Below are 17,506 nucleotides of genomic sequence, written 5' to 3' on the forward strand. Positions count from 1 at the left end.
TTGATCGTTCCCACGCTCTGCGTGGGAATGCCTCAAGGGACGCTCCGCGTTCCAGCTCCCCAGGGGACGCAGAGCGTCCCGGGCTGCATTCCCACGCAGAGCGTGGGAACGATCATCCTGGAGCTCTGTGGAATCAAGCCACCACTTGGTAACACGGCACATACGCCGCACCACCCGGCAGTTTCATCCGGTGCTGGGCGACGAAGGCTTTGAGCAAGTGGTCCAGAGGCTGCAAGACCTCGGCATCACCGCGAATCTGGTACGGCCCGTGTTCTTCGATCAGGCGGATGCCCTTGTCCTTGACGTTGCCGGCGACGATGCCGGAGAACGCGCGGCGCAGGTTGGCGGCCAGTTCGTGGGACGGCAGGTTGCGGCTCAGTTGCAGGTTGGCCATGTTGGCGTGGGTCGGGTCGAAGGGGCGCTGGAAGCCTTCGTCGATCTTCAGCAGCCAGTTGAAATGGAACGCGTCGTTGCGCTCGCGGCGGAACTGTTTGACCGCTTTGAGGCCTTGAGTCATCTGCCGCGCCACTTCAGCCGGGTCGTCGATGATGATCTCGTAGTGCTGCTGCGCTTCTTCACCGAGGGTTGCGCCGACGAAGGCGTGCAGTTGCTCCAGATACGGCGCGGCGCTTTTCGGCCCGGTGAGGACCACCGGGAACGGCAGGTCCTGGTTGTCCGGGTGCATCAGGATGCCGAGCAGGTACAGGAACTCTTCGGCCGTGCCCGCGCCGCCGGGGAAAATGATGATGCCGTGGCCGACCCGCACGAACGCTTCCAGGCGTTTCTCGATGTCCGGCAGGATCACCAGTTCGTTGACGATCGGGTTTGGCGCTTCGGCGGCGATGATCCCAGGTTCGGTCAAGCCGAGGTAACGGCCGCCGTGGATGCGTTGCTTGGCATGGGCGATGGTCGCGCCTTTCATCGGGCCTTTCATCACGCCAGGGCCGCAACCGGTGCAGATGTCCAGGCTGCGCAGGCCGAGTTCGTGGCCGACTTTCTTGGTGTATTTGTATTCTTCGGTGTTGATCGAGTGGCCGCCCCAGCACACCACGATTTTCGGCTCGACGCCGGGGCGCAGGGTGCGGGCGTTGCGCAGCAGGTGGAAGACGTAGTCGCTGATGCCCTGGGAGGTGCTCAGGTCGATGCTCAAGGCGTCGAGTTCGTTTTCGGTGTAGACGATGTCGCGCAGGGCGCTGAAGAGCATTTCGCGGGTGCTGGCAATCATTTCGCCATCGACGAAAGCGTCGGCCGGGGCGTTCAGCAGTTCCAGGCGTACGCCACGGTCTTGCTGGTGAATGCGGATTTCGAAGTCTTTGTAGGCTTCCAGGATGGTCTTGGCGTTATCAACGTGGGCGCCGGTATTGAGGATGGCCAGGGCGCACTGGCGGAAGAGGGTGTAGGTGATGCCGGATGAAGCTTCGCTCAGTTGCTGTACTTCACGCTGGGAGAGCGTTTCCAGGCTGCCTTTAGGGCTGACCGAGGCGTTGATTACATGTCGTTGGGTCATTCAATGATCCTTAAAACGATGTCACCCGCCAGCAACGGCGCATGGCATCCGAATAGTGTGTATCCATGATGAAGATGGCACGAACTGCGCTGTATCGCCATGCTCCCGTTTGACGATGAAAAGATGAAAAGGAGCTCCAGCATAGCTAAATCCTTCCGGGAGGCGATAATGCCTCGCAGTCTTTTTGTCACAGCGCCTTTTACCACCGATGCAAGGAACCCCGTCGCGATGTTCGAAATCCAGCCAATGAATGCCGAAACCTATCGACGCCAGACGCGGCGCAGCACGGTGATCATCGCCCTGATGTTCCTGGCGCTGGCGATGGTGCTGTCGACGGCGGCGGTGACGTTGTTCGGTGAACCCGGCGGCGATAATCTGCGGTTCAACGTGGGCGGTGTGTTTGCCGCGTTGTTGCTGACGGTGGCGCTGATGCGCGGCAAGTTCTGGAGCCAGGAGTGGATGGCGCCAGCGGTCTATGGTTGGCAGCTCAAGCGCAGCCTGATGAGCGTCACCAACGTCATGCATCAGGTGACGGCGGCGGTGGAGCAGGGCGACCCTGCCGCCATGAAACTGCTGCGTTTTTATCACTTGGGGCTGAGCCAGATGCACCAGTTGGACGGCAACTCCAGCGATCATAGTCAGCTGGCGCGCGAGATGGATCAACACGCGGCGCGGATGCAAGCACTGGGCATCGATACTGAGCAGACGCAATTGAATCCGGCCTGGCTTGAGTCATTGAAACAGACGCGCGCCTGATCTCTCTCAAACCCGCAGGTGCAGCGTTTCAAAGAGTTGTCGGTCTTCCTTTTTGGCCGAGCGGGCATGACGCCGAATGACCTGCAACAGGCAATCGGTGAAGCACAGTGCCGAATTGCTCAGCGCACCATTGCGGCGTGTCACGATGCTCAACTGCCTGGGTTCGAATTGTTCGGTCAGCCCCAGGGAAACCACTCGGCCGAGAAAGGGCGGGGCGATACTCACGATGGAGGGCCCCCAGGTGCACATGTCGGCCCGCTCAACCATCATTTGCAGGATGGCCAGTGAATGGGCGCGGACGATTCGGCTCTCATTAATCTGCGCACCGTGTTTCCAGAACAACTCCTGCATCAGCCCATCGTGACCGTCCGGTGCGTAGTTCAAGGTCCAGTTCTGCTCCAGCAGCTCATGGATCGATCGAGCATTCTGTTGTGCATGGCCCTGGCGGACCAACACCGACGTTTGGTAATCGAGCAGGGTTTCGCAGGCAAATTCCTGGGTTGATTGCGCCGGGTGAAGCTGGCCGATCGCAAAATCCATGCTGCCATCGCGCAGCAGCGGTTGGGCCACGGCCATCAGGCTTTCGAACAACTCCAGCCGGATTTCCGGCATTCGCTCCCGAAAGGCCAGTACCACTTCGGGCAAGAAGGTCAAGGCAATCCATGGCGTGATCCCGACACAGAGCCGCCCCTGAGCCTTGCCTCGCAGGTGATCGAGCTCTGTCTGCGCATGTTCGAGTTGCTTGATCACGAGCCGGGCGTGAGTCAGCAGCACTTTGCCGTACTCCGTGAAGTTCAGGCCGTTGGGCGTTCGGGTGAACAGCGGCAACTGCTGGCTGGTTTCCAGTTCGCGAAGTGCTTTGGTCACCGCGGCCTGGGACATATCCAGCGAGCGAGCGGCCGCGCGGATGCTGCCGGTTTCGGCGCTGGCGATCAGTGCTTGTAGTTGATGCAGTTTCATATGCCCACCATGACGACAACCAATGGTTGTCATCATAACCAAACTGCGTCTCCCCAGCCCGGATTCCGTTCCCTAAGATCGACCCCAACAGCCGCCCAGACCTATCGAGGGAATACAACAATGAACGCCGGCCCTGTCTTGCCTGGTATTGCAGCGATCCAGGATGAAATGATCGCTTTGCGGCACAGCATTCACGCGCACCCCGAGTTGGGCTTTGAGGAATTCGCCACCAGTGAGCGGGTTGCTCAGTGTTTGACGCAGTGGGGGTTTGAGGTCAGCACCGGTGTGGGCCAGACTGGGGTTGTCGCGACGCTGAAAAACGGTGAGGGGCGCTCCGTTGGCTTGCGCGCCGACATGGATGCACTGCCGATTCAGGAAACCACCGGCTTGCCGTATGCCAGCCGGATTGACGGTGTGATGCATGCCTGCGGCCACGATGGGCATACCGCAACCTTGCTGGCGGCCGCTCGATACCTGGCGCAAACCCGGGCGTTCAACGGCACATTGCATCTGATTTTCCAGCCGGCCGAAGAAGGGCTGGGCGGTGCCAGGAAAATGCTTGAAGACGGCCTGCTCGAACGGTTCCCGTGTGAGGCGGTGTTTGCCATGCACAACGTACCGGGTTATCCCGTCGGGCATCTGGGGTTTTACAGCGGCCCGTTCATGGCGTCTGCCGATACGGTGACGATAAAAATCATCGGCCACGGCGGCCACGGCGCGGTGCCGCACAAGGCCATCGATCCGGTGGTGGTGTGCGCCTCGATCGTGATTGCCTTGCAAAGCATCGTGTCGCGCAACGTCAACCCACAGGACATGGCCATTATCACGGTGGGTTCCATCCATGCCGGAAGCGCCTCGAATGTCATTCCCGTGTTCGCCGAAATGAGCCTGAGCGTGCGAGCGTTGACCCCTGAGGTTCGCCGGCTGCTCGAGCTCAGAATTACCGAGCTGGTCGAGGGCCAGGCCGCCAGTTTCGGCGCACAGGCCCATATCGACTATCAGCATTGTCATCCGGTGTTGATCAATGATCCCGAGCAGACAGCGTTCGCCCGTCAGGTCGCGCAGGACTGGCTGGGCGAAGGACAAATGATTGACGACCTGCGCCCCTTCACCGCCAGCGAGGACTTCGCTTTCATCCTGGAAAAGTGCCCGGGCAGCTATCTGGTGATCGGCAATGGCCAGGGCGACAGCGGCTGTCTGCTGCACAACCCCGGCTACGACTTCAATGATGCCTGCCTGCCGATCGGGGCGAGTTATTGGGTGAAGCTGGTCGAGGGTTTTCTGCGTTGAGCGGCGGCGTTTTCAAGCGCTGCGGTTGTACAAAAAGCTGTCGGTAACCTGGCTCGGCGAGCCCATAGAGGAAAAATAACAATGAATAAAATGATCGCGGCTGTATCACTGGTGTTGTTCACGGCATCCGGCCTGGCCGGGGCGGCCGACTGGTCCGGCAAAGTATTGAAGCTGGGCATCGACCCCACCTACCCACCGCTGGAATACAAGAACCAGGATGGCACGCTGACCGGCTTCGGGGTCGACATCGCCGAGGCGCTTTGCGCCGAGTTGCATGCTCGCTGCGTCTGGGTTGAAAGCAGCTGGGACGGCATGATTCCGGCCCTGCTGGCGCGCAAGTTCGACGCGGTGGCTTCGTCGATGACCATTACGCCCAAGCGCCTGGAGCAGATTGCGTTTACCGACAAGGTGTCCAATGCGCCGGCACGTTTGGTGGTCAGGCGTGGATCGGGCTTGCTGCCCTCCCTGGAGTCGCTCAAGGGCAAGCGTATTGGCGTGGAGCAGGGGTCGACCCAGGAGGCTTATGCCAAAGCTGTCTGGGGTTCGAAGGGCGTGGACATTCTCTCCTATCAGAATCAGGACCAGGTGTACGCCGACCTGGTAGTGGGGCGACTCGATGCCTCGCTGCAGGGCGCGATCCAGGCCAGTTACGGGTTTCTGAACACTGCGCGGGGCAAGGACTATGAATTTGCGGGTGCCACCCTGGATGACCCCGGTTTTTTCGGCGTCGGTGACGGCATCGGCTTGCGCAAGAGTGATGTCGAGCTGCGCGAAGACTTGAACAAAGCGCTGGCGACGATTCTGGCCAACGGCACTTACGAGCGGATCAACAAAAAGTACTTCGATTTCGACGTCTACGGCGCGAAATGACGCCTCTCGATACCTGAAACAGAAGCAGCCTCGGAGCGAGCGGTTGAAGCAGTTTCTGGCGGGGAGCCTTAAGTAATGGGTGCTATCATCCTTGTTGATCCGGCGGATGATTTCGATGAGCGTTCTCGTGCAAATCACCTATCGTATCGGTGTCGGGTTGTAATGGTTTGAGCGCCGGTCACGGCTGGCTGGCGCTAAAAGGGCGAACGGGAAAAGTCGCCATGTCATAAGGGATTCAGGGAGCGTCATGGGGCATCCGTCCGTCAAAGATCGTATTGAACACACCCGGTTCGCCACGCCTTGGGTGCCCGAGCCGGTTGAGTCGAAACTCAAGGTTCGATACGCGGTTTCTCTGCTGATTGCGGTGTGCCTGTCCTTGATGGCCATTGTGATCGGTGAAAGCTGGAACTCGCGTCAGTACCATCTGCGTGAGAGCGAAGTGGCGATGTCCAACCTGGCGCAAACCCTGGCCTCGCAGGCGCAGGCATCGATCAAACAGGCCGACACGCTGTTGTTTTCCCTGGTGGACCGCCTCGAAATCGACGGCATGCAACCGGAAAAATTTCCCCGGCTGCAACGTTTGCTCCAGGCCCAGCGCAGTGAACTGACGCAGATCCATGGGCTGTTCGTGTTCGACGAAGAAGGACGCTGGCTCGCCAACGCCATTAACGTCATACCGCCCAATGCCAATAATTCCGACCGTGAATATTTCATCTACCACCGTGATCATCCCGACCGCGGTCCTCATATCGGTCCGTCGATAAAAAGTCGGTCGACCGGTGAGTGGATCATGACCGTGTCACGCCGGATCAATCACGCTGATGGCCGGTTTGCCGGCGTGGTGGTGGCTTCGATCTACCTCAAGCATTTCCTGGATTTGTACAACAGTATCGACATGGGCAATAACGGGGTGATCAACCTGATCGCCGATGACGCCACCATCGTCGTTCGGCGCCCGTTCAATGAAGCCGATATCGGTACCAGTGTCGCCAAAGGACCGCTGTTTACCCAACTGTTGCCCAAGGGCGATTCCGGTACGGCAACGGTGAGGTCTTATGTGGATGGGGTGGTGCGGGTCGTGGGGTTTCGGCGGGTCGAGGGGTATCCGCTTGTCGTCTTTGCCGCGCTCGACAAGGATGAGGTCCTGGCCAGTTGGCGGCAGGAGTCGATATTCAGTGCGGGTATCGTCCTGTTGCTGCTGGGGTTTCTGGGGGCTCTCGGTTATCGCCTGATCCGCCTCATGAAGCAGCAGAATCATATTCAGAACAATCTGCTGGAGACTCAGGACAAACTCATTGAGGTCAACCGCAGCCTTGAGTTGCTGGCGCTGGAGGATGCACTGACCGGGCTTTCCAACCGGCGTCAATTCGACCTGTTCATTCTCGCGGAAATGGGCCGCGCCAGGCGTAGCCAGACCCATCTTGCGCTGCTGATGATCGATGTCGACCACTTCAAGAGCTTCAATGACCACTATGGTCATTTGGCGGGTGATGAGTGTTTGCGCAAAATCAGCACGATCATCACCGAAAACATCAAGCGCCCCGGCGATCTCGCGGCCCGCTTCGGTGGTGAGGAGTTCACGGTGGTGCTGCCCGCCACCGATTATGTGGGGGCATTTCTGGTGGCGGAAAATATCCGCCGTGCGGTTCAACAGGCCGACATCAAACACGTTGGAGGCGTAGAAGGCGTAGTCACGGTCAGCCTGGGCGTCTGCGCCTACGACCCGGCTTCGCAAGCCCAGCCCGACGACGTCGTCGGTGCCGCGGACAAGGCGCTGTATGTGGCCAAGGCCAGTGGCCGGAACATGAGCGTCATTGCCAACTGAGTTCAACCGGCGCGGTGGTTACTGCCTGAACGGGTCGGATGCTTCCATTGCCGGAACAGCCGCGCATAGATCAACACGTTGAGCGCCAGCACCACGCTACCCAGCCCCAGCTGAATCGTGGGCGTCAGCCCGGCCGGATAAATGATCGGCCACACGTAATGTTCGATAAAACCGCCGCCGTAACCGGTTTGCCCGGCCGCGTGGCGCATGCGGTTTTCCCATTCGGTGAGCGGGCACGCCAGGTGAAAGACTTCCACGATCACGCCCCATGCAGCGGCGGGCAGGTGCCACCAGATCAGGTGGCGCCATTTGAGCACCAGCAGCCCGCCGAACAGCACGAACAGAATGAACAACAAGTGAGACAGCACCAGCCCGTCGGCGGCGATCCGGTAAAACATGTCGATTCCCTGACGCGTTAGGTGAATCGCTCCATGGTACTCGGGCTGGACGCTTGTGCTCTATCGATTGCCGCCTTCAAGCGCTGTCAGTACTTCTTTCAAACGCACCGTCGTGCTTTCACTGCTGCGTTGCATTGGCGCTCGCAGCTCGTCGTGGATCAATCCTCCAAGGGCCAGGGCAGTTTTCACCGGAGCGGGATTGGGCTCGATGAACAGGCTGTGGATTAGCGGCAGCAACTGGAAGAAGGTCGTTCGGCCGGCCGCTAAACGGTTGTCGCGAATCTGTTGATACAGCGTCACGAACAGTTCGGGATGAACATGGGCCGAGGCGGCAATCGCGCCTTTGGCACCCAGGCATAGTGCGCCGAAGATCTGATTGTCCTCACCGCACAGTACGTCGACGTTACCGCTGGAGAGCAGCGCGAAGGTGTTGGCTGGGTTGCCGCCACAGTCCTTGATCGCGACGATCCGCTCATGGGCGACGATCCGGAGCAGGGTCGCCTGCTCGAAGGCTATGCCGGTGCGATAGGGAATGTCGTAGAGAATAATCGGGACGCTGGACGCATCGGCGACGGTCTTGAAAAAGGCTTCGAGGCCGGCCTGGGAAGGGCGGATGTAGTAGGGCGGCGGCACCAGCAAGCCCGCCAGGGGACGTTTCAGGATTTCGCTCTGAAATTGCAGCAACTCGGTTTGGTTGTTGCCGGCCAGGCCCATCACCACGCGTTCTGGCGGAACCTGTTCCAGCACCGCATCGAGCACGGCCAGTTGCTCGTGTTTACCCAGCGCCGCGGCTTCCCCGGTGGTGCCGCAGACGACTATGCCATCGACGCCTTTTTCCAGCAGATGACTGACCAGCCGTCGCAGCCCGGCAAAGTCGATCGCACCGTTGTGAAACGGCGTAACGATGGGAACCCAGATACCTTGAAACGATGACATGCACTTTCTCCTGAAGGTTGACCGATTTCGTCACCGTCAGAAGCGTAGAAGGAAGTCAGCAAGAGGAGGGGTGTCCGTCGCGCTCAATGTCCTGTCAGCTCATCTGACGGGACAGCGCGCCCCGGTCACATGAGCGACTGTTTCTTCGATTTAGGGGCGTGCGCAACGCAACCTTGCGCCTTGGCAATCAAGCCAATGACGACAGTGTTGAGGTTGAAGGTTGCGGACATGGTTGCTTACACCCTGAATGAGGCGCCCAGTTTTAAAAGCCGGCGGAGTATTTGTCAATCGTGAAATCAGCGGACCCGGCACATAAACAGCAAAACAAGACGTGGTCTCGCAAGTGCGCAAGATTGTTCAAGCCATCGGCCATGACTGCTGGCACAGTCTGAAGTCTTTCCCTGGTTGTAGAGCGTTATGTCCAACTTACTCATGCCGCGCAGTGCATTCCTTCGTGGCGCCGCGGCCATCATGCCGTTGTCCCTGGCGACCGCGCCCTGGGGATTGCTGGCCGGTTCCATGGCCATCGAGGCCAACCTCACGCCCCTGCAAGGCCAGGGGCTGTCGAGCATCGTGTTTGCCGGCGCGGCGCAATTGGTCGCCATTGGCATGCTCAAGGGCGGCGCCGGGGTCTTTTCGATTCTGTTGACCACGTTGCTGCTGACCTCCCAGCATTTGCTGTACGGGATGAGCATGCGTTCGGTGATTTCCCCATTGCCGGGCCGCTGGCGTATCGGGCTGGGCTTTTTGCTCACCGACGAGTTGTTCGCCCTGACCAGCCAGCATGACAAGCAGCAGTTCAATCGCTGGTACGCCCTCGGTGTGGGCCTGACGTTTTACATCGCATGGAACCTCTTCACCCTGGCGGGCATTGTGCTGGGCAGCAGCATTCCGGGCCTTGAACACCTCGGGCTGGACTTCTCCATCGCGGCGACCTTTATCGCCTTGATCACGCCGGTGGTGCGCAACGTGCCGACGGTGGTTTGCGTGGCGGTCTCGCTGTTCTGTTCGGTGCTGTTCAGCTATTGGCAATGGGGCTCGGCGCTGGTGCTGTCGGGGTTGGCGGGCATGACTGCAGGGTTTATCTGCAACAAACTCTACGTGGGGCGCACATGATGGTCTGGGCTGTGATTATCGGGATGGGCCTGCTGGTATTCCTGAACCGCTACGTATTTCTCGAACCTCGGCTGCCGGTGCGCTTGAGCAGCAATGCCCGGCAGTTCCTCGGTTTCGCGGTCCCGGGCATGCTCACCGCGATCTGCGGGCCGATTGTGTTCATGCCCGACAAACAGTTGAACCTGCAGTGGGACAACCCCTACCTGATCAGTTCGCTGGTGGCCGTGGGCCTGGTGCTTTACACCCGCAATACTCTGCTCAGCATGTTGTTGAGCATGGGCTTTTTCTTTTTGCTGCGCTGGTGGCTCTGAGTCGTCCGGCGTGAAACTGTTCTACGCTTAACGGATGATCCCTTGAGGACGGGAGGTGGACATGGCCACTGAACCAAAGCGTCCGGACCTGGATGAAGACACCGATGAACCGACGGAAGAAGAAATCGAGCGGCAGAAGCGTTCGACGCCGGACTGGAAGCACCCCGACGACGGTAAAGAACTGTCGGACCGCGACCAGGAACGCCCGCTGAAGCCCTGATCCGCTTGCACATAGCCAAAAGCCCCGCCAATTGATGGCGGGGCTTTTTAGTTTCAGATGACATGCGCCCGTTGCAACTCGGTCAACGACAATGCCTTCAGCCGCGCGAGCAAGGGATCGCGCCGGTCACGGGGATGCGCCAGTTCCACCGCCAGTTCCTGACGAATGCTGCTGGGGCGGTTGTCCATCACCAGCACGCGGTCGCTGAGGTACAGCGCTTCATCGACGTCGTGAGTCACCAGCAACAGGGCGATGGCGTGGCGCTCGGCCAGTTGCAGCAACAGGTCCTGGAGTTTCATCCGGGTAAAGGCGTCCACCGCGCTGAAGGGTTCGTCCAGCAGCAAAACCTGCGGTCGCGAGTAGAGGCCGCGGGCGATGGCGACCCGTTGCGCCATGCCGCCGGAGAGCGCTTTGGGCAGGGCTTGGGCGAAACCGCTGAGGCCGACTTCTTCGATCAGTTGCGCGACCCAGGCCTTGTCGTAATCGCTGTCGGCACTGAAACCGATGTTTTGCTCGACCGTCAGCCAGGGCATCAGCCGCGGTTCCTGAAACACGAAGGCGACTTCGCCGGCGTTGTTGCGCAGCTCCCCCAGGAAGTCTTTTTCCAGGCCGGCGATGATCCGCAGCAAGGTGCTTTTGCCGCAACCGCTGGGGCCGAGCAGGCTGACGGTTTCCCGGGGTTGCAATTGCAGGTGGATGTTTTTCAGGACGGTGGCGGCGGCGAAGGCTTTGCGCTCGAGGCGAATGTCCAGCAGGTGTTCGGTCATGGCTCAATCCTCTGCGCTTTGGCCGTTGAAGGTGTCGCGCCAGGCCAGGAAGCGTTTCTCCAGGCCAGCGAGCAGGCCGTCGCTGAGTTTGCCCAGCAGTGCCAGGACGATGATCGCGGCGAGCACGATGTCCGGGCGTGACGTTTCGCGCCCGTCGCTGAGTAAATAACCGAGGCCTTTGGTCGCGGCGATCAGCTCGGCGGCCACCAGAAACATCCAGGCCAGGCTCATGCCGCTGCGCAACCCGGTGAACAGGCCGGGCAGGGCGGCGGGCAGCAGAATCCGCCGTACCAGTCGACGCCGGCTGAAACCGTACATCTGCCCGACTTCCACCAGTTTGCGATCGATGTCGCGGATCGCCGCGACGCCGTTGAGGTACACCGGAAAGAACGCGCCAATGGCGATCAAGACGATTTTCGAGGTCTCGTCGATGCCCAGCCACAGCAACAACAGCGGTACCCAGGCCAGGCTCGGAATCGAGCGCAGGCCGGCAAAGGTCGGTTCCAGATACGCTTCGGCTTCACGGCTCAAACCGACCCATGCGGCGAACACCAGCGCCAGGCTGGCGCCAATGGCGAACCCCAGCAGCACCCGCAGCAGGCTGGCGCTGATGTGCTTCCAGAGTGTGCCTTCGGCGAGATCTCTCAACGTCAACGCGATGTCGCTCGGGGCGGGCATTTGGTAGGACGGCAGCCAGCCGATGCGCACGACGAATTCCAGCACAAGGACGATCAGTACTGGCAGGGCCAGGCCCTTGAGGCGCAATGGCCAGGCGTTGCTCAGGCGACGCGGCGCGGGGAGCGTCAGGCTGGTGGGCAGGTCTTTGCTGTTGCTGGTCATGGGTGTTCTCCAGTGACGACGAATTCGCGCCAGGCGCGGATTCGGCAATCGTTACTGACGGGCCACGGTTTCTTTGAAGCCGGTGTCGATCAACTGATCGATCACTTGATCGACATTTACCCCACGGCGAACCAGTTCCTCGGAGACCAGAATCGGCGCGGCAGCCTTGGAGGCGATCACATCCCTGGCGGTCAATTGCGGGCTGCTCAGGTCGGTGCGCGACAGTTGCAGCTTGGCCACTTCCAGCGGCAGACCGGACTCGGTGGCGAGCAACTTCGCCAGTTCGTCAGGGTTTTTCACCGCCCAGTCGCGCGCTTTTTCGTAGGCACTCAGTACTGTTTCGATGGTTTCCGGATGTTCTTTGGCGTAGGTCTCAGTGACGCTGACCACGCCGTAACTGTTGAAGTGGGTGTTGCGGTACAGCAGGCGCGAACCGGCCTGCACTTCACTCGCGGCCATGTGCGGATCCAGCCCGGCCCAGGCGTCGACATCACCTTTCTCCAGCGCGGTGCGACCGTCCGGGTGCTGCAAGTGCACCAGCTCCACATCGTCCTTGGTCAGGCCGGCCTGTTGCAGGCTGCGCAGGGTGAACAGGTACGGGTCGGTGCCTTTGGTCGCGGCGATTTTTTTGCCTTTGAGGTCGGCCACGGTTTTGTACGGCGAGTCCTTGCGCACCACCAACGCTGTCCACTCGGCGCGACTGTACACGTAAACCGATTTGATCGGGCTGCCGTTGGCCCGGCTGAGCACTGCGGCGAGGCTGGCGGACGAGGCGAAATCGACGCCGCCGCTGTTGAGGTATTCCAGCGAACGGTTGCTGCCCTGGCTCAGCACCCAGCTGACTTTGGTCTGTGGCAGGGCCTTTTCCAGAAAGCCGAAGTGCTTGAGCACCAGGCTGACCGGCGAGTAATAGGCGTAGTCCAGATGCACCTCGGCCGGCGGCGTTTCAGCCGTCTGGGCGAAGGTCGGCAAACTCAGGGCCAGAGCGCAGGCGCTGAGCAGATACCTGACGTTGGCAAAACGGAAGATCGGTTTCATGGGACAGCTCCAGGCAAGGCGGCGAGATTCTTATTTCCGAAAAATCATTTTTCTTGAGTGCGTCCTGCGTAATGGGAATATTGCAGGCTCTGTGCCATGTCCTGGAATTGCCGGTTTATCGGGGATTGGGGCGGATGAAGGGGGATCGGAATGCACCGGGGAAAACAGTCTGTTGAGTCGCTGTTGCTGGGCAGACACCGATTGTTCCCGGTCATGAGCTTATGCATAAATAGAATTTAATTTGGTATCTGTAAGAGCGTTATGGTCTATAAAAATAACGTTCCAGGAGCCCTCTATGAACCTGTCCCGATTCCTGCGCGGTCTGTTGACCAGCGCCCTTTTTGCCGCGCCATTGAGCTACGGCGCCGACCCCGTGGTGTTGCACGTCGGCGATCAGAATTACTACAACATTCGTGCGTCGGTGGAGGCCTCGGGGGTGTTGCAAGGGGCGCCCTATACCGTCGACTGGAAGCACTTCCAGGCCGCCGCGCCGCTGGCCGAAGCGCTGAACACCGGCGCGTTGGACCTGGGCTTTCTCGGCGATTCGGGGTTTCTGTTTCTGGCCGCCAAGCAGGCACCAGTGAAGCTGATTGGCGTGTCGCGGCAGAACCCGGACACCATCGCCTTGCTGGTGCCCAAGGATTCGCCGGTCAAATCCATCGCCGATCTCAAGGGCAAGAAAGTCGCGTACTGGCCCGGCGCCTGGAGCCAGCAGCTGACCCTGCGGGCCCTGGAGCAAGCCGATTTGCCGGACAACTACGTCGACTTCATCAAGTTGATGCCGATCGACGCAGCTGCCGCGTTGCCCCAGGGCAGCATCGACGCGTTCCCGGTCTGGGAACCGTACATTTCCCAACAGATTCTGTTCTCCGGCGCCCGGCCGATTCTCACTGCGAAAAACCTGATGCCCGGCCTCAGCGCCATCGCCGCGTCAACGCCTTCGATCGACAGCAAACGCGAAGCCATTGCCGACTTCCTGGTGCGCCTGAAAAAGGCCCGCGCCTGGGTCGACAACCACACCGACGAGTACGCCGACCTGTGGGCGAAAAAGGCCAACCTTGACCAGAACGTGTCACGTCATTGGCTGCGCCAGGCGCACATGACCGTCGGCCCGGTGGATCAGCAGGCCGCAGCGGATCTGCAAAGCACCGCGGACTTCCTGTTCAAGGTCAAGGCACTGCCGACCGCTCTGGCCACGGCGCCGATAATCGACAACTCGTTTCAGCAGGTGCTGGCCAAATAAACGAAAACCGAGGGCATAACGCAGCCGCAGGAGCGGGCGCTGGAACCAAACACTGTGTACCCTTATCCAACCTCGGCTCGCAGCGATTGGCGGGCCGATCGAAGGATGAATGGGCGAGGGGTTTTTGCCATTAAACGTGACGGCCGCAAGGTCAGGCCCAAGGCAAAACATGAAGCAGTTGATCAAGGTTCTATCCGCGTTCGCCATTGCAGTCGGCCTGTTTGGCTGCATCGCCGCGCCCATCGAAATGACGCCGCAAACGCAACAGCGACTGCGCGCGCAAGCGCCGATCCGTTTTCTGCTGACCTTCGACGACGGGCCCAGCGCCTCCGGTTTTTACAACCCCACCGTCACCGTGCTCGACAGCCTCGCGCGTAACCCGCTGCAACCGGACATTAAAGCCGTGTTCTTCGTGCAGACCCGTGCCTCGGGCGCCGGCGGCAGTGACGTGGGCCGCCAGATCATGCGGCGCGAACAGGCCGAAGGGCATCTGCTGGGCTTCCACACGGCCACGCCCCACCACACCAACCATCGCTCCCTGGACCCGGAACAACTGGAACAGTCGCTGACCAATGGCAGCGCAGACATTGCTGCGATCACTGGCGCCTCGCCGATCCTGGTGCGTCCGCCGTTCTGGAACTACGACAAGCGCACCTTTGCTGCCTACCAACAGCATGGCATGCACGTACTGCTGACCGACCTGAGCGCCAATGACGGCAAGATCTGGGGCTTCAACGCCAGCCCTCGGCGGCGGGCCAATATGCTGCGGCAGCTGTCCGAAGTCCGCGAGCGCATCGCCCTTGGCGAGTTGCCGACGGTGGACGGGGTGATTCCGGTGGTGGTGACCTTTCACGACCTCAACCGCTACACCGCCCGGCATACCCGCGAATACCTGCAAATCCTCCTCGACAGTGCCAGCGCCACAGGTCTGGCCACGGCGCAGAAACCGTTTTACGACGACACGGCAGCGCTACAGCGGGCGGCCATGGCGCGCACCGTCAAGCAGAGTTCCGAGCCTGTTCGTTTGCCGGGGATCTGGAACTGGATATGGGATGGGGATGCTCACTGAACGACGTCGGGGCTATTGACTGTGTAGCAGCTGCCGAGCCTGCGAGGCTGCGTAGCAGTCGTAATATCGGAGATCGCGATACATCAGGCAGACCGCATTAGCCGGATTCACGACCGCTACGCAGCCGAACGCAGCCTCGCTGGGGCTCGACAGCTGCTACGGATTGCATTTACGGCTCAACTGTCGCGCGGCAGCAGTTCATCGATCATCTGCAAGCAATGATTCAACCCCGGCGACACATCGCCCACGCGCCTGCTGAGGATGATCGGCGAGGTCGCGTTGTCTTCCAGCACCGGGGTGAAGCCAATATCGTCGCGGTGCAGCAACTGCACCGAGGCCGGTACCAGCGTCACCCCGATTCCCGCCCCCACCAGACCAATTGCCGTTTGCAGCTCGTTGGTCCATTGCGCCACCTTGATGTGCACGCCACTGGCTTCGAACAACGCGATCACGTGGTCGGCGTAACTCGGGCGCGGGTTGCCGGGGTAGAGCACAAAAGGTTCTTTCGCCAGTTCCCTAAGGCTGATGGGCCTGGCGAGGAGCGGGTGGCCGGCGGGCAGGGCGGCGACCAGTCGATCTTCGGTGAGCACGGTCTGCAGAATGGCCGGGTCGTCGATGCGGATGCGCCCGAAGCCGACATCGATGCGCCCGGCCTTGAGCGCCTGCACCTGTTGCAACGTGGTCATTTCCGAGAGCCCCAACTCCAGCGCCAGAGGCTCGCCGCTGCGCAACCGGCGAATCAGTTCCGGCAGCACGCCATAGAGTGTCGAGGGCGCAAAGCCGATGCCCAGCCAGGTTTTTTCGCCCAGGCCGATCCGCCGCGTGTTGTCGCAAACCTTGCCCAGTTGTTCGAGCAGGGCGGTGGAGTGTTCATGGAAAAACCGCCCGGCGTCGGTCAGCTTCAACGGTCGGCCGCGCTCCAGCAGTAGAACCCCGAGTTCGTCTTCCAGCTGTTGGATCTGCCGGCTCAGCGGCGGTTGGGCGATGTGCAGCAGTTCGGCGGCGCGGGTGAAATTGAGGGTTTGAGCCAACACCTGAAAATACCGCAGGTGACGCAGTTCCATGGGGCCTCCGGACGCCGATCTGTTGAATACCTTTAAGGTATCGAGTCAGACCAATTCTATATTGGCTTCCCGAAAAAAGCCGTACCAGAATCGGTTCCAGAACTTTAAGAACCTGACGGGTATCGCGACATGCTTGCAACAGCCATTGAATCGATCGAGACGATCATCGTCGATCTGCCGACCATTCGCCCGCACAAGCTGGCGATGCACACCATGCAGAACCAGACCCTGGTGATCATTCGGTTGCGCTGCGCCGATGGCATTGAAGGTATTGGTGAATCGACCACCATCGGCGGCCTGGCCTACGGCAACGAAAGCCCGGACAGCGTCAAGACCAACATCGACAAACACTTCGCGCCACTGCTGATCGGCCAGGACAGCGGCAACGTGAATGCCGCGATGTTGCGCCTGGAGCGCAGCATTCGTGGCAACACCTTCGCCAAATCGGGTATCGAAAGTGCCTTGCTCGACGCCCAGGGCAAGCGTCTTGGCCTGCCGGTCAGTGAACTGCTGGGCGGCCGGGTTCGCGATGCATTGCCGGTGGCCTGGACCCTGGCCAGCGGCGACACGGCCAAGGACATCGCTGAAGCGGAAAAAATGCTCGACCTGCGCCGCCACCGGATCTTCAAGCTGAAAATCGGCGCTGGCGAGGTTAATCGCGACCTGGCTCATGTTATTGCGATCAAAAAGGCCTTGGGCGATCGCGCCAGCGTGCGGGTCGATGTCAATCAGGCCTGGGACGAAGCAGTCGCTCTGCGGGCCTGCCGGATCCTAGGCACCAACGGCATCGACCTGATCGAACAACCGATCTCGCGCAATAACCGCGCCGGCATGGTGCGCCTGAATGCCATGAGCCCGGCGCCGATCATGGCCGATGAATCCATCGAATGCGTGGAAGATGCCTTTAACCTGGCACGGGAGGGCGCCGCTTCGGTATTCGCTCTGAAAATCGCCAAGAACGGCGGCCCGCGCGCGGTGCTGCGAACCGCCGCGATTGCCGAGGCGGCCGGTATCGGCCTGTACGGTGGCACCATGCTCGAAGGCGGCATCGGCACGCTGGCCTCGGCCCATGCCTTCGTCACGCTGAACACATTGAGCTGGGATACCGAGCTGTTCGGCCCGCTGCTGCTGACCGAAGACATCCTCAGCGAGCCCTTGGTCTACCGCGATTTCCAACTGCACGTCCCGTCAACACCGGGGCTGGGCCTGGTTCTGGATGAAGAACGCCTGGCGTTTTTCCGTCGGGACAAAGTTTCCACTGCAGCATCCACTGTCGTTCATCAAGCCTGAGGAGGG

18 protein-coding genes are annotated in these 17,506 nt (G+C 60.5%); 10 read left to right on the top strand and 8 right to left on the bottom strand.

The features are described from left to right. Positions 1-133: 133 nt before the first annotated feature. Positions 134-1,507 carry a nucleotide 5'-monophosphate nucleosidase PpnN gene (gene ppnN, locus AC1RO5_RS00475; protein ID WP_096480647.1) on the bottom strand — a complete coding sequence of 458 codons (1,374 nt, stop codon included), beginning with the start codon at positions 1,505-1,507 and terminating at the stop codon, positions 134-136. A 228-nt stretch (positions 1,508-1,735) separates the two neighbouring features. Between ppnN and AC1RO5_RS00480 the strand changes: the two genes are divergently transcribed. After that, the gene (locus AC1RO5_RS00480; protein WP_096480646.1) at positions 1,736-2,263 is read left to right on the top strand and encodes a DUF3087 domain-containing protein; all 528 of its coding nucleotides are present in this window, start codon (positions 1,736-1,738) and stop codon (positions 2,261-2,263) included. Positions 2,264-2,269: 6 nt separating this feature from the next. Here the strand turns inward: AC1RO5_RS00480 and AC1RO5_RS00485 are convergent, their stop codons facing one another. Continuing rightward, a complete protein-coding gene (locus AC1RO5_RS00485; protein ID WP_493171775.1) occupies positions 2,270-3,223 on the bottom strand; it encodes a LysR family transcriptional regulator in 954 nt (317 codons plus the stop codon). Between the two features lie 120 nt (positions 3,224-3,343). On the opposite strand from AC1RO5_RS00485, the gene AC1RO5_RS00490 reads away from it, so the two are divergent. The 3 genes from AC1RO5_RS00490 to AC1RO5_RS00500 all read left to right on the top strand — a co-directional run bounded on the left by AC1RO5_RS00490 (position 3,344) and on the right by AC1RO5_RS00500 (position 7,208). Further along, complete coding sequence (locus AC1RO5_RS00490) at positions 3,344-4,513, top strand: M20 aminoacylase family protein (protein WP_493171777.1); 1,170 nt, start codon at positions 3,344-3,346, stop codon at positions 4,511-4,513. Positions 4,514-4,603: 90 nt separating this feature from the next. Beyond that, positions 4,604-5,383 (top strand): ABC transporter substrate-binding protein, encoded by a 780-nt coding sequence (locus AC1RO5_RS00495; RefSeq protein ID WP_493172416.1) that lies wholly within the window; start codon positions 4,604-4,606, stop codon positions 5,381-5,383. A 247-nt stretch (positions 5,384-5,630) separates the two neighbouring features. After that, entirely contained in the window at positions 5,631-7,208 is a 1,578-nt protein-coding gene (locus tag AC1RO5_RS00500; RefSeq protein WP_493171779.1) for a sensor domain-containing diguanylate cyclase, read from the top strand. A gap of 2 nt (positions 7,209-7,210) precedes the next feature. Here the strand turns inward: AC1RO5_RS00500 and AC1RO5_RS00505 are convergent, their stop codons facing one another. Beyond that, positions 7,211-7,606, bottom strand: coding sequence for a DUF2784 domain-containing protein (locus AC1RO5_RS00505; RefSeq protein WP_493171781.1), 396 nt, complete (start codon positions 7,604-7,606; stop codon positions 7,211-7,213). Between the two features lie 60 nt (positions 7,607-7,666). Next, positions 7,667-8,542 carry a 4-hydroxy-tetrahydrodipicolinate synthase gene (dapA, locus tag AC1RO5_RS00510; RefSeq protein WP_493171783.1) on the bottom strand — a complete coding sequence of 292 codons (876 nt, stop codon included), beginning with the start codon at positions 8,540-8,542 and terminating at the stop codon, positions 7,667-7,669. Between the two features lie 417 nt (positions 8,543-8,959). Between dapA and AC1RO5_RS00515 the strand changes: the two genes are divergently transcribed. From AC1RO5_RS00515 to AC1RO5_RS00525, 3 genes are all read left to right on the top strand, one after another. Next, positions 8,960-9,658: an AzlC family ABC transporter permease gene (locus tag AC1RO5_RS00515; protein WP_007936007.1), complete on the top strand. Its 699-nt coding sequence runs from the start codon at positions 8,960-8,962 to the stop codon at positions 9,656-9,658. Continuing rightward, positions 9,658-9,969, top strand: coding sequence for an AzlD domain-containing protein (locus AC1RO5_RS00520; protein ID WP_162830927.1), 312 nt, complete (start codon positions 9,658-9,660; stop codon positions 9,967-9,969). Before AC1RO5_RS00515 ends, AC1RO5_RS00520 begins: the two co-directional genes overlap by 1 nt. Positions 9,970-10,030: 61 nt before the next feature. Further along, complete coding sequence (locus AC1RO5_RS00525; RefSeq protein ID WP_493171785.1) at positions 10,031-10,189, top strand: hypothetical protein; 159 nt, start codon at positions 10,031-10,033, stop codon at positions 10,187-10,189. Positions 10,190-10,242: 53 nt separating this feature from the next. Here AC1RO5_RS00525 and AC1RO5_RS00530 read toward each other — a convergent pair whose 3' ends face one another. Genes AC1RO5_RS00530 through AC1RO5_RS00540 form a run of 3 tightly spaced genes read right to left on the bottom strand, consistent with a single transcriptional unit; the run spans position 10,243 to position 12,834 of the window. Then, positions 10,243-10,956 carry an ABC transporter ATP-binding protein gene (locus AC1RO5_RS00530; RefSeq protein WP_493171787.1) on the bottom strand — a complete coding sequence of 238 codons (714 nt, stop codon included), beginning with the start codon at positions 10,954-10,956 and terminating at the stop codon, positions 10,243-10,245. Positions 10,957-10,959: 3 nt separating this feature from the next. Continuing rightward, positions 10,960-11,796, bottom strand: coding sequence for an ABC transporter permease (locus AC1RO5_RS00535; protein WP_493171789.1), 837 nt, complete (start codon positions 11,794-11,796; stop codon positions 10,960-10,962). Positions 11,797-11,847: 51 nt separating this feature from the next. After that, positions 11,848-12,834 carry an aliphatic sulfonate ABC transporter substrate-binding protein gene (locus AC1RO5_RS00540; RefSeq protein ID WP_493171791.1) on the bottom strand — a complete coding sequence of 329 codons (987 nt, stop codon included), beginning with the start codon at positions 12,832-12,834 and terminating at the stop codon, positions 11,848-11,850. 295 nt (positions 12,835-13,129) lie between these two features. Here AC1RO5_RS00540 and AC1RO5_RS00545 point away from each other — a divergent pair, with 295 nt between their 5' ends. Both AC1RO5_RS00545 and AC1RO5_RS00550 read left to right on the top strand, forming a co-directional pair. Next, on the top strand, positions 13,130-14,077 hold the full coding sequence (locus AC1RO5_RS00545; protein WP_493171793.1) for an ABC transporter substrate-binding protein: 948 nt from the start codon (positions 13,130-13,132) through the stop codon (positions 14,075-14,077). A 169-nt stretch (positions 14,078-14,246) separates the two neighbouring features. Beyond that, positions 14,247-15,146: a polysaccharide deacetylase family protein gene (locus AC1RO5_RS00550; protein ID WP_493171795.1), complete on the top strand. Its 900-nt coding sequence runs from the start codon at positions 14,247-14,249 to the stop codon at positions 15,144-15,146. A 176-nt stretch (positions 15,147-15,322) separates the two neighbouring features. Here the strand turns inward: AC1RO5_RS00550 and AC1RO5_RS00555 are convergent, their stop codons facing one another. Then, positions 15,323-16,210 (bottom strand): LysR family transcriptional regulator, encoded by an 888-nt coding sequence (locus tag AC1RO5_RS00555; RefSeq protein ID WP_493171797.1) that lies wholly within the window; start codon positions 16,208-16,210, stop codon positions 15,323-15,325. A 129-nt stretch (positions 16,211-16,339) separates the two neighbouring features. On the opposite strand from AC1RO5_RS00555, the gene AC1RO5_RS00560 reads away from it, so the two are divergent. Beyond that, complete coding sequence (locus tag AC1RO5_RS00560; RefSeq protein WP_493171799.1) at positions 16,340-17,500, top strand: muconate cycloisomerase family protein; 1,161 nt, start codon at positions 16,340-16,342, stop codon at positions 17,498-17,500. Positions 17,501-17,506: the final 6 nt, after the last annotated feature.

The sequence above is a fragment of the Pseudomonas sp. GW822-FHT02G04 genome (assembly GCF_058802085.1).

Bases quoted from the DNA above. Each gene is read 5' to 3' on its own strand.
- AC1RO5_RS00490 (WP_493171777.1), top strand. From the start codon at position 3,344: ATGAACGCCGGCCCTGTCTTGCCTGGTATTGCAGCGATCCAGGATGAA.
- AC1RO5_RS00525 (WP_493171785.1), top strand. From the start codon at position 10,031: ATGGCCACTGAACCAAAGCGTCCGGACCTGGATGAAGACACCGATGAA.
- AC1RO5_RS00560 (WP_493171799.1), top strand. From the start codon at position 16,340: ATGCTTGCAACAGCCATTGAATCGATCGAGACGATCATCGTCGATCTG.
- AC1RO5_RS00530 (WP_493171787.1), bottom strand. From the start codon at position 10,956: ATGACCGAACACCTGCTGGACATTCGCCTCGAGCGCAAAGCCTTCGCC.
- AC1RO5_RS00550 (WP_493171795.1), top strand. From the start codon at position 14,247: ATGAAGCAGTTGATCAAGGTTCTATCCGCGTTCGCCATTGCAGTCGGC.
- AC1RO5_RS00485 (WP_493171775.1), bottom strand. From the start codon at position 3,223: ATGAAACTGCATCAACTACAAGCACTGATCGCCAGCGCCGAAACCGGC.
- AC1RO5_RS00545 (WP_493171793.1), top strand. From the start codon at position 13,130: ATGAACCTGTCCCGATTCCTGCGCGGTCTGTTGACCAGCGCCCTTTTT.
- AC1RO5_RS00505 (WP_493171781.1), bottom strand. From the start codon at position 7,606: ATGTTTTACCGGATCGCCGCCGACGGGCTGGTGCTGTCTCACTTGTTG.
- AC1RO5_RS00535 (WP_493171789.1), bottom strand. From the start codon at position 11,796: ATGACCAGCAACAGCAAAGACCTGCCCACCAGCCTGACGCTCCCCGCG.
- AC1RO5_RS00495 (WP_493172416.1), top strand. From the start codon at position 4,604: ATGATCGCGGCTGTATCACTGGTGTTGTTCACGGCATCCGGCCTGGCC.
- AC1RO5_RS00515 (WP_007936007.1), top strand. From the start codon at position 8,960: ATGTCCAACTTACTCATGCCGCGCAGTGCATTCCTTCGTGGCGCCGCG.
- AC1RO5_RS00555 (WP_493171797.1), bottom strand. From the start codon at position 16,210: ATGGAACTGCGTCACCTGCGGTATTTTCAGGTGTTGGCTCAAACCCTC.
- AC1RO5_RS00500 (WP_493171779.1), top strand. From the start codon at position 5,631: ATGGGGCATCCGTCCGTCAAAGATCGTATTGAACACACCCGGTTCGCC.
- AC1RO5_RS00480 (WP_096480646.1), top strand. From the start codon at position 1,736: ATGTTCGAAATCCAGCCAATGAATGCCGAAACCTATCGACGCCAGACG.
- ppnN (WP_096480647.1), bottom strand. From the start codon at position 1,507: ATGACCCAACGACATGTAATCAACGCCTCGGTCAGCCCTAAAGGCAGC.
- dapA (WP_493171783.1), bottom strand. From the start codon at position 8,542: ATGTCATCGTTTCAAGGTATCTGGGTTCCCATCGTTACGCCGTTTCAC.
- AC1RO5_RS00520 (WP_162830927.1), top strand. From the start codon at position 9,658: ATGGTCTGGGCTGTGATTATCGGGATGGGCCTGCTGGTATTCCTGAAC.
- AC1RO5_RS00540 (WP_493171791.1), bottom strand. From the start codon at position 12,834: ATGAAACCGATCTTCCGTTTTGCCAACGTCAGGTATCTGCTCAGCGCC.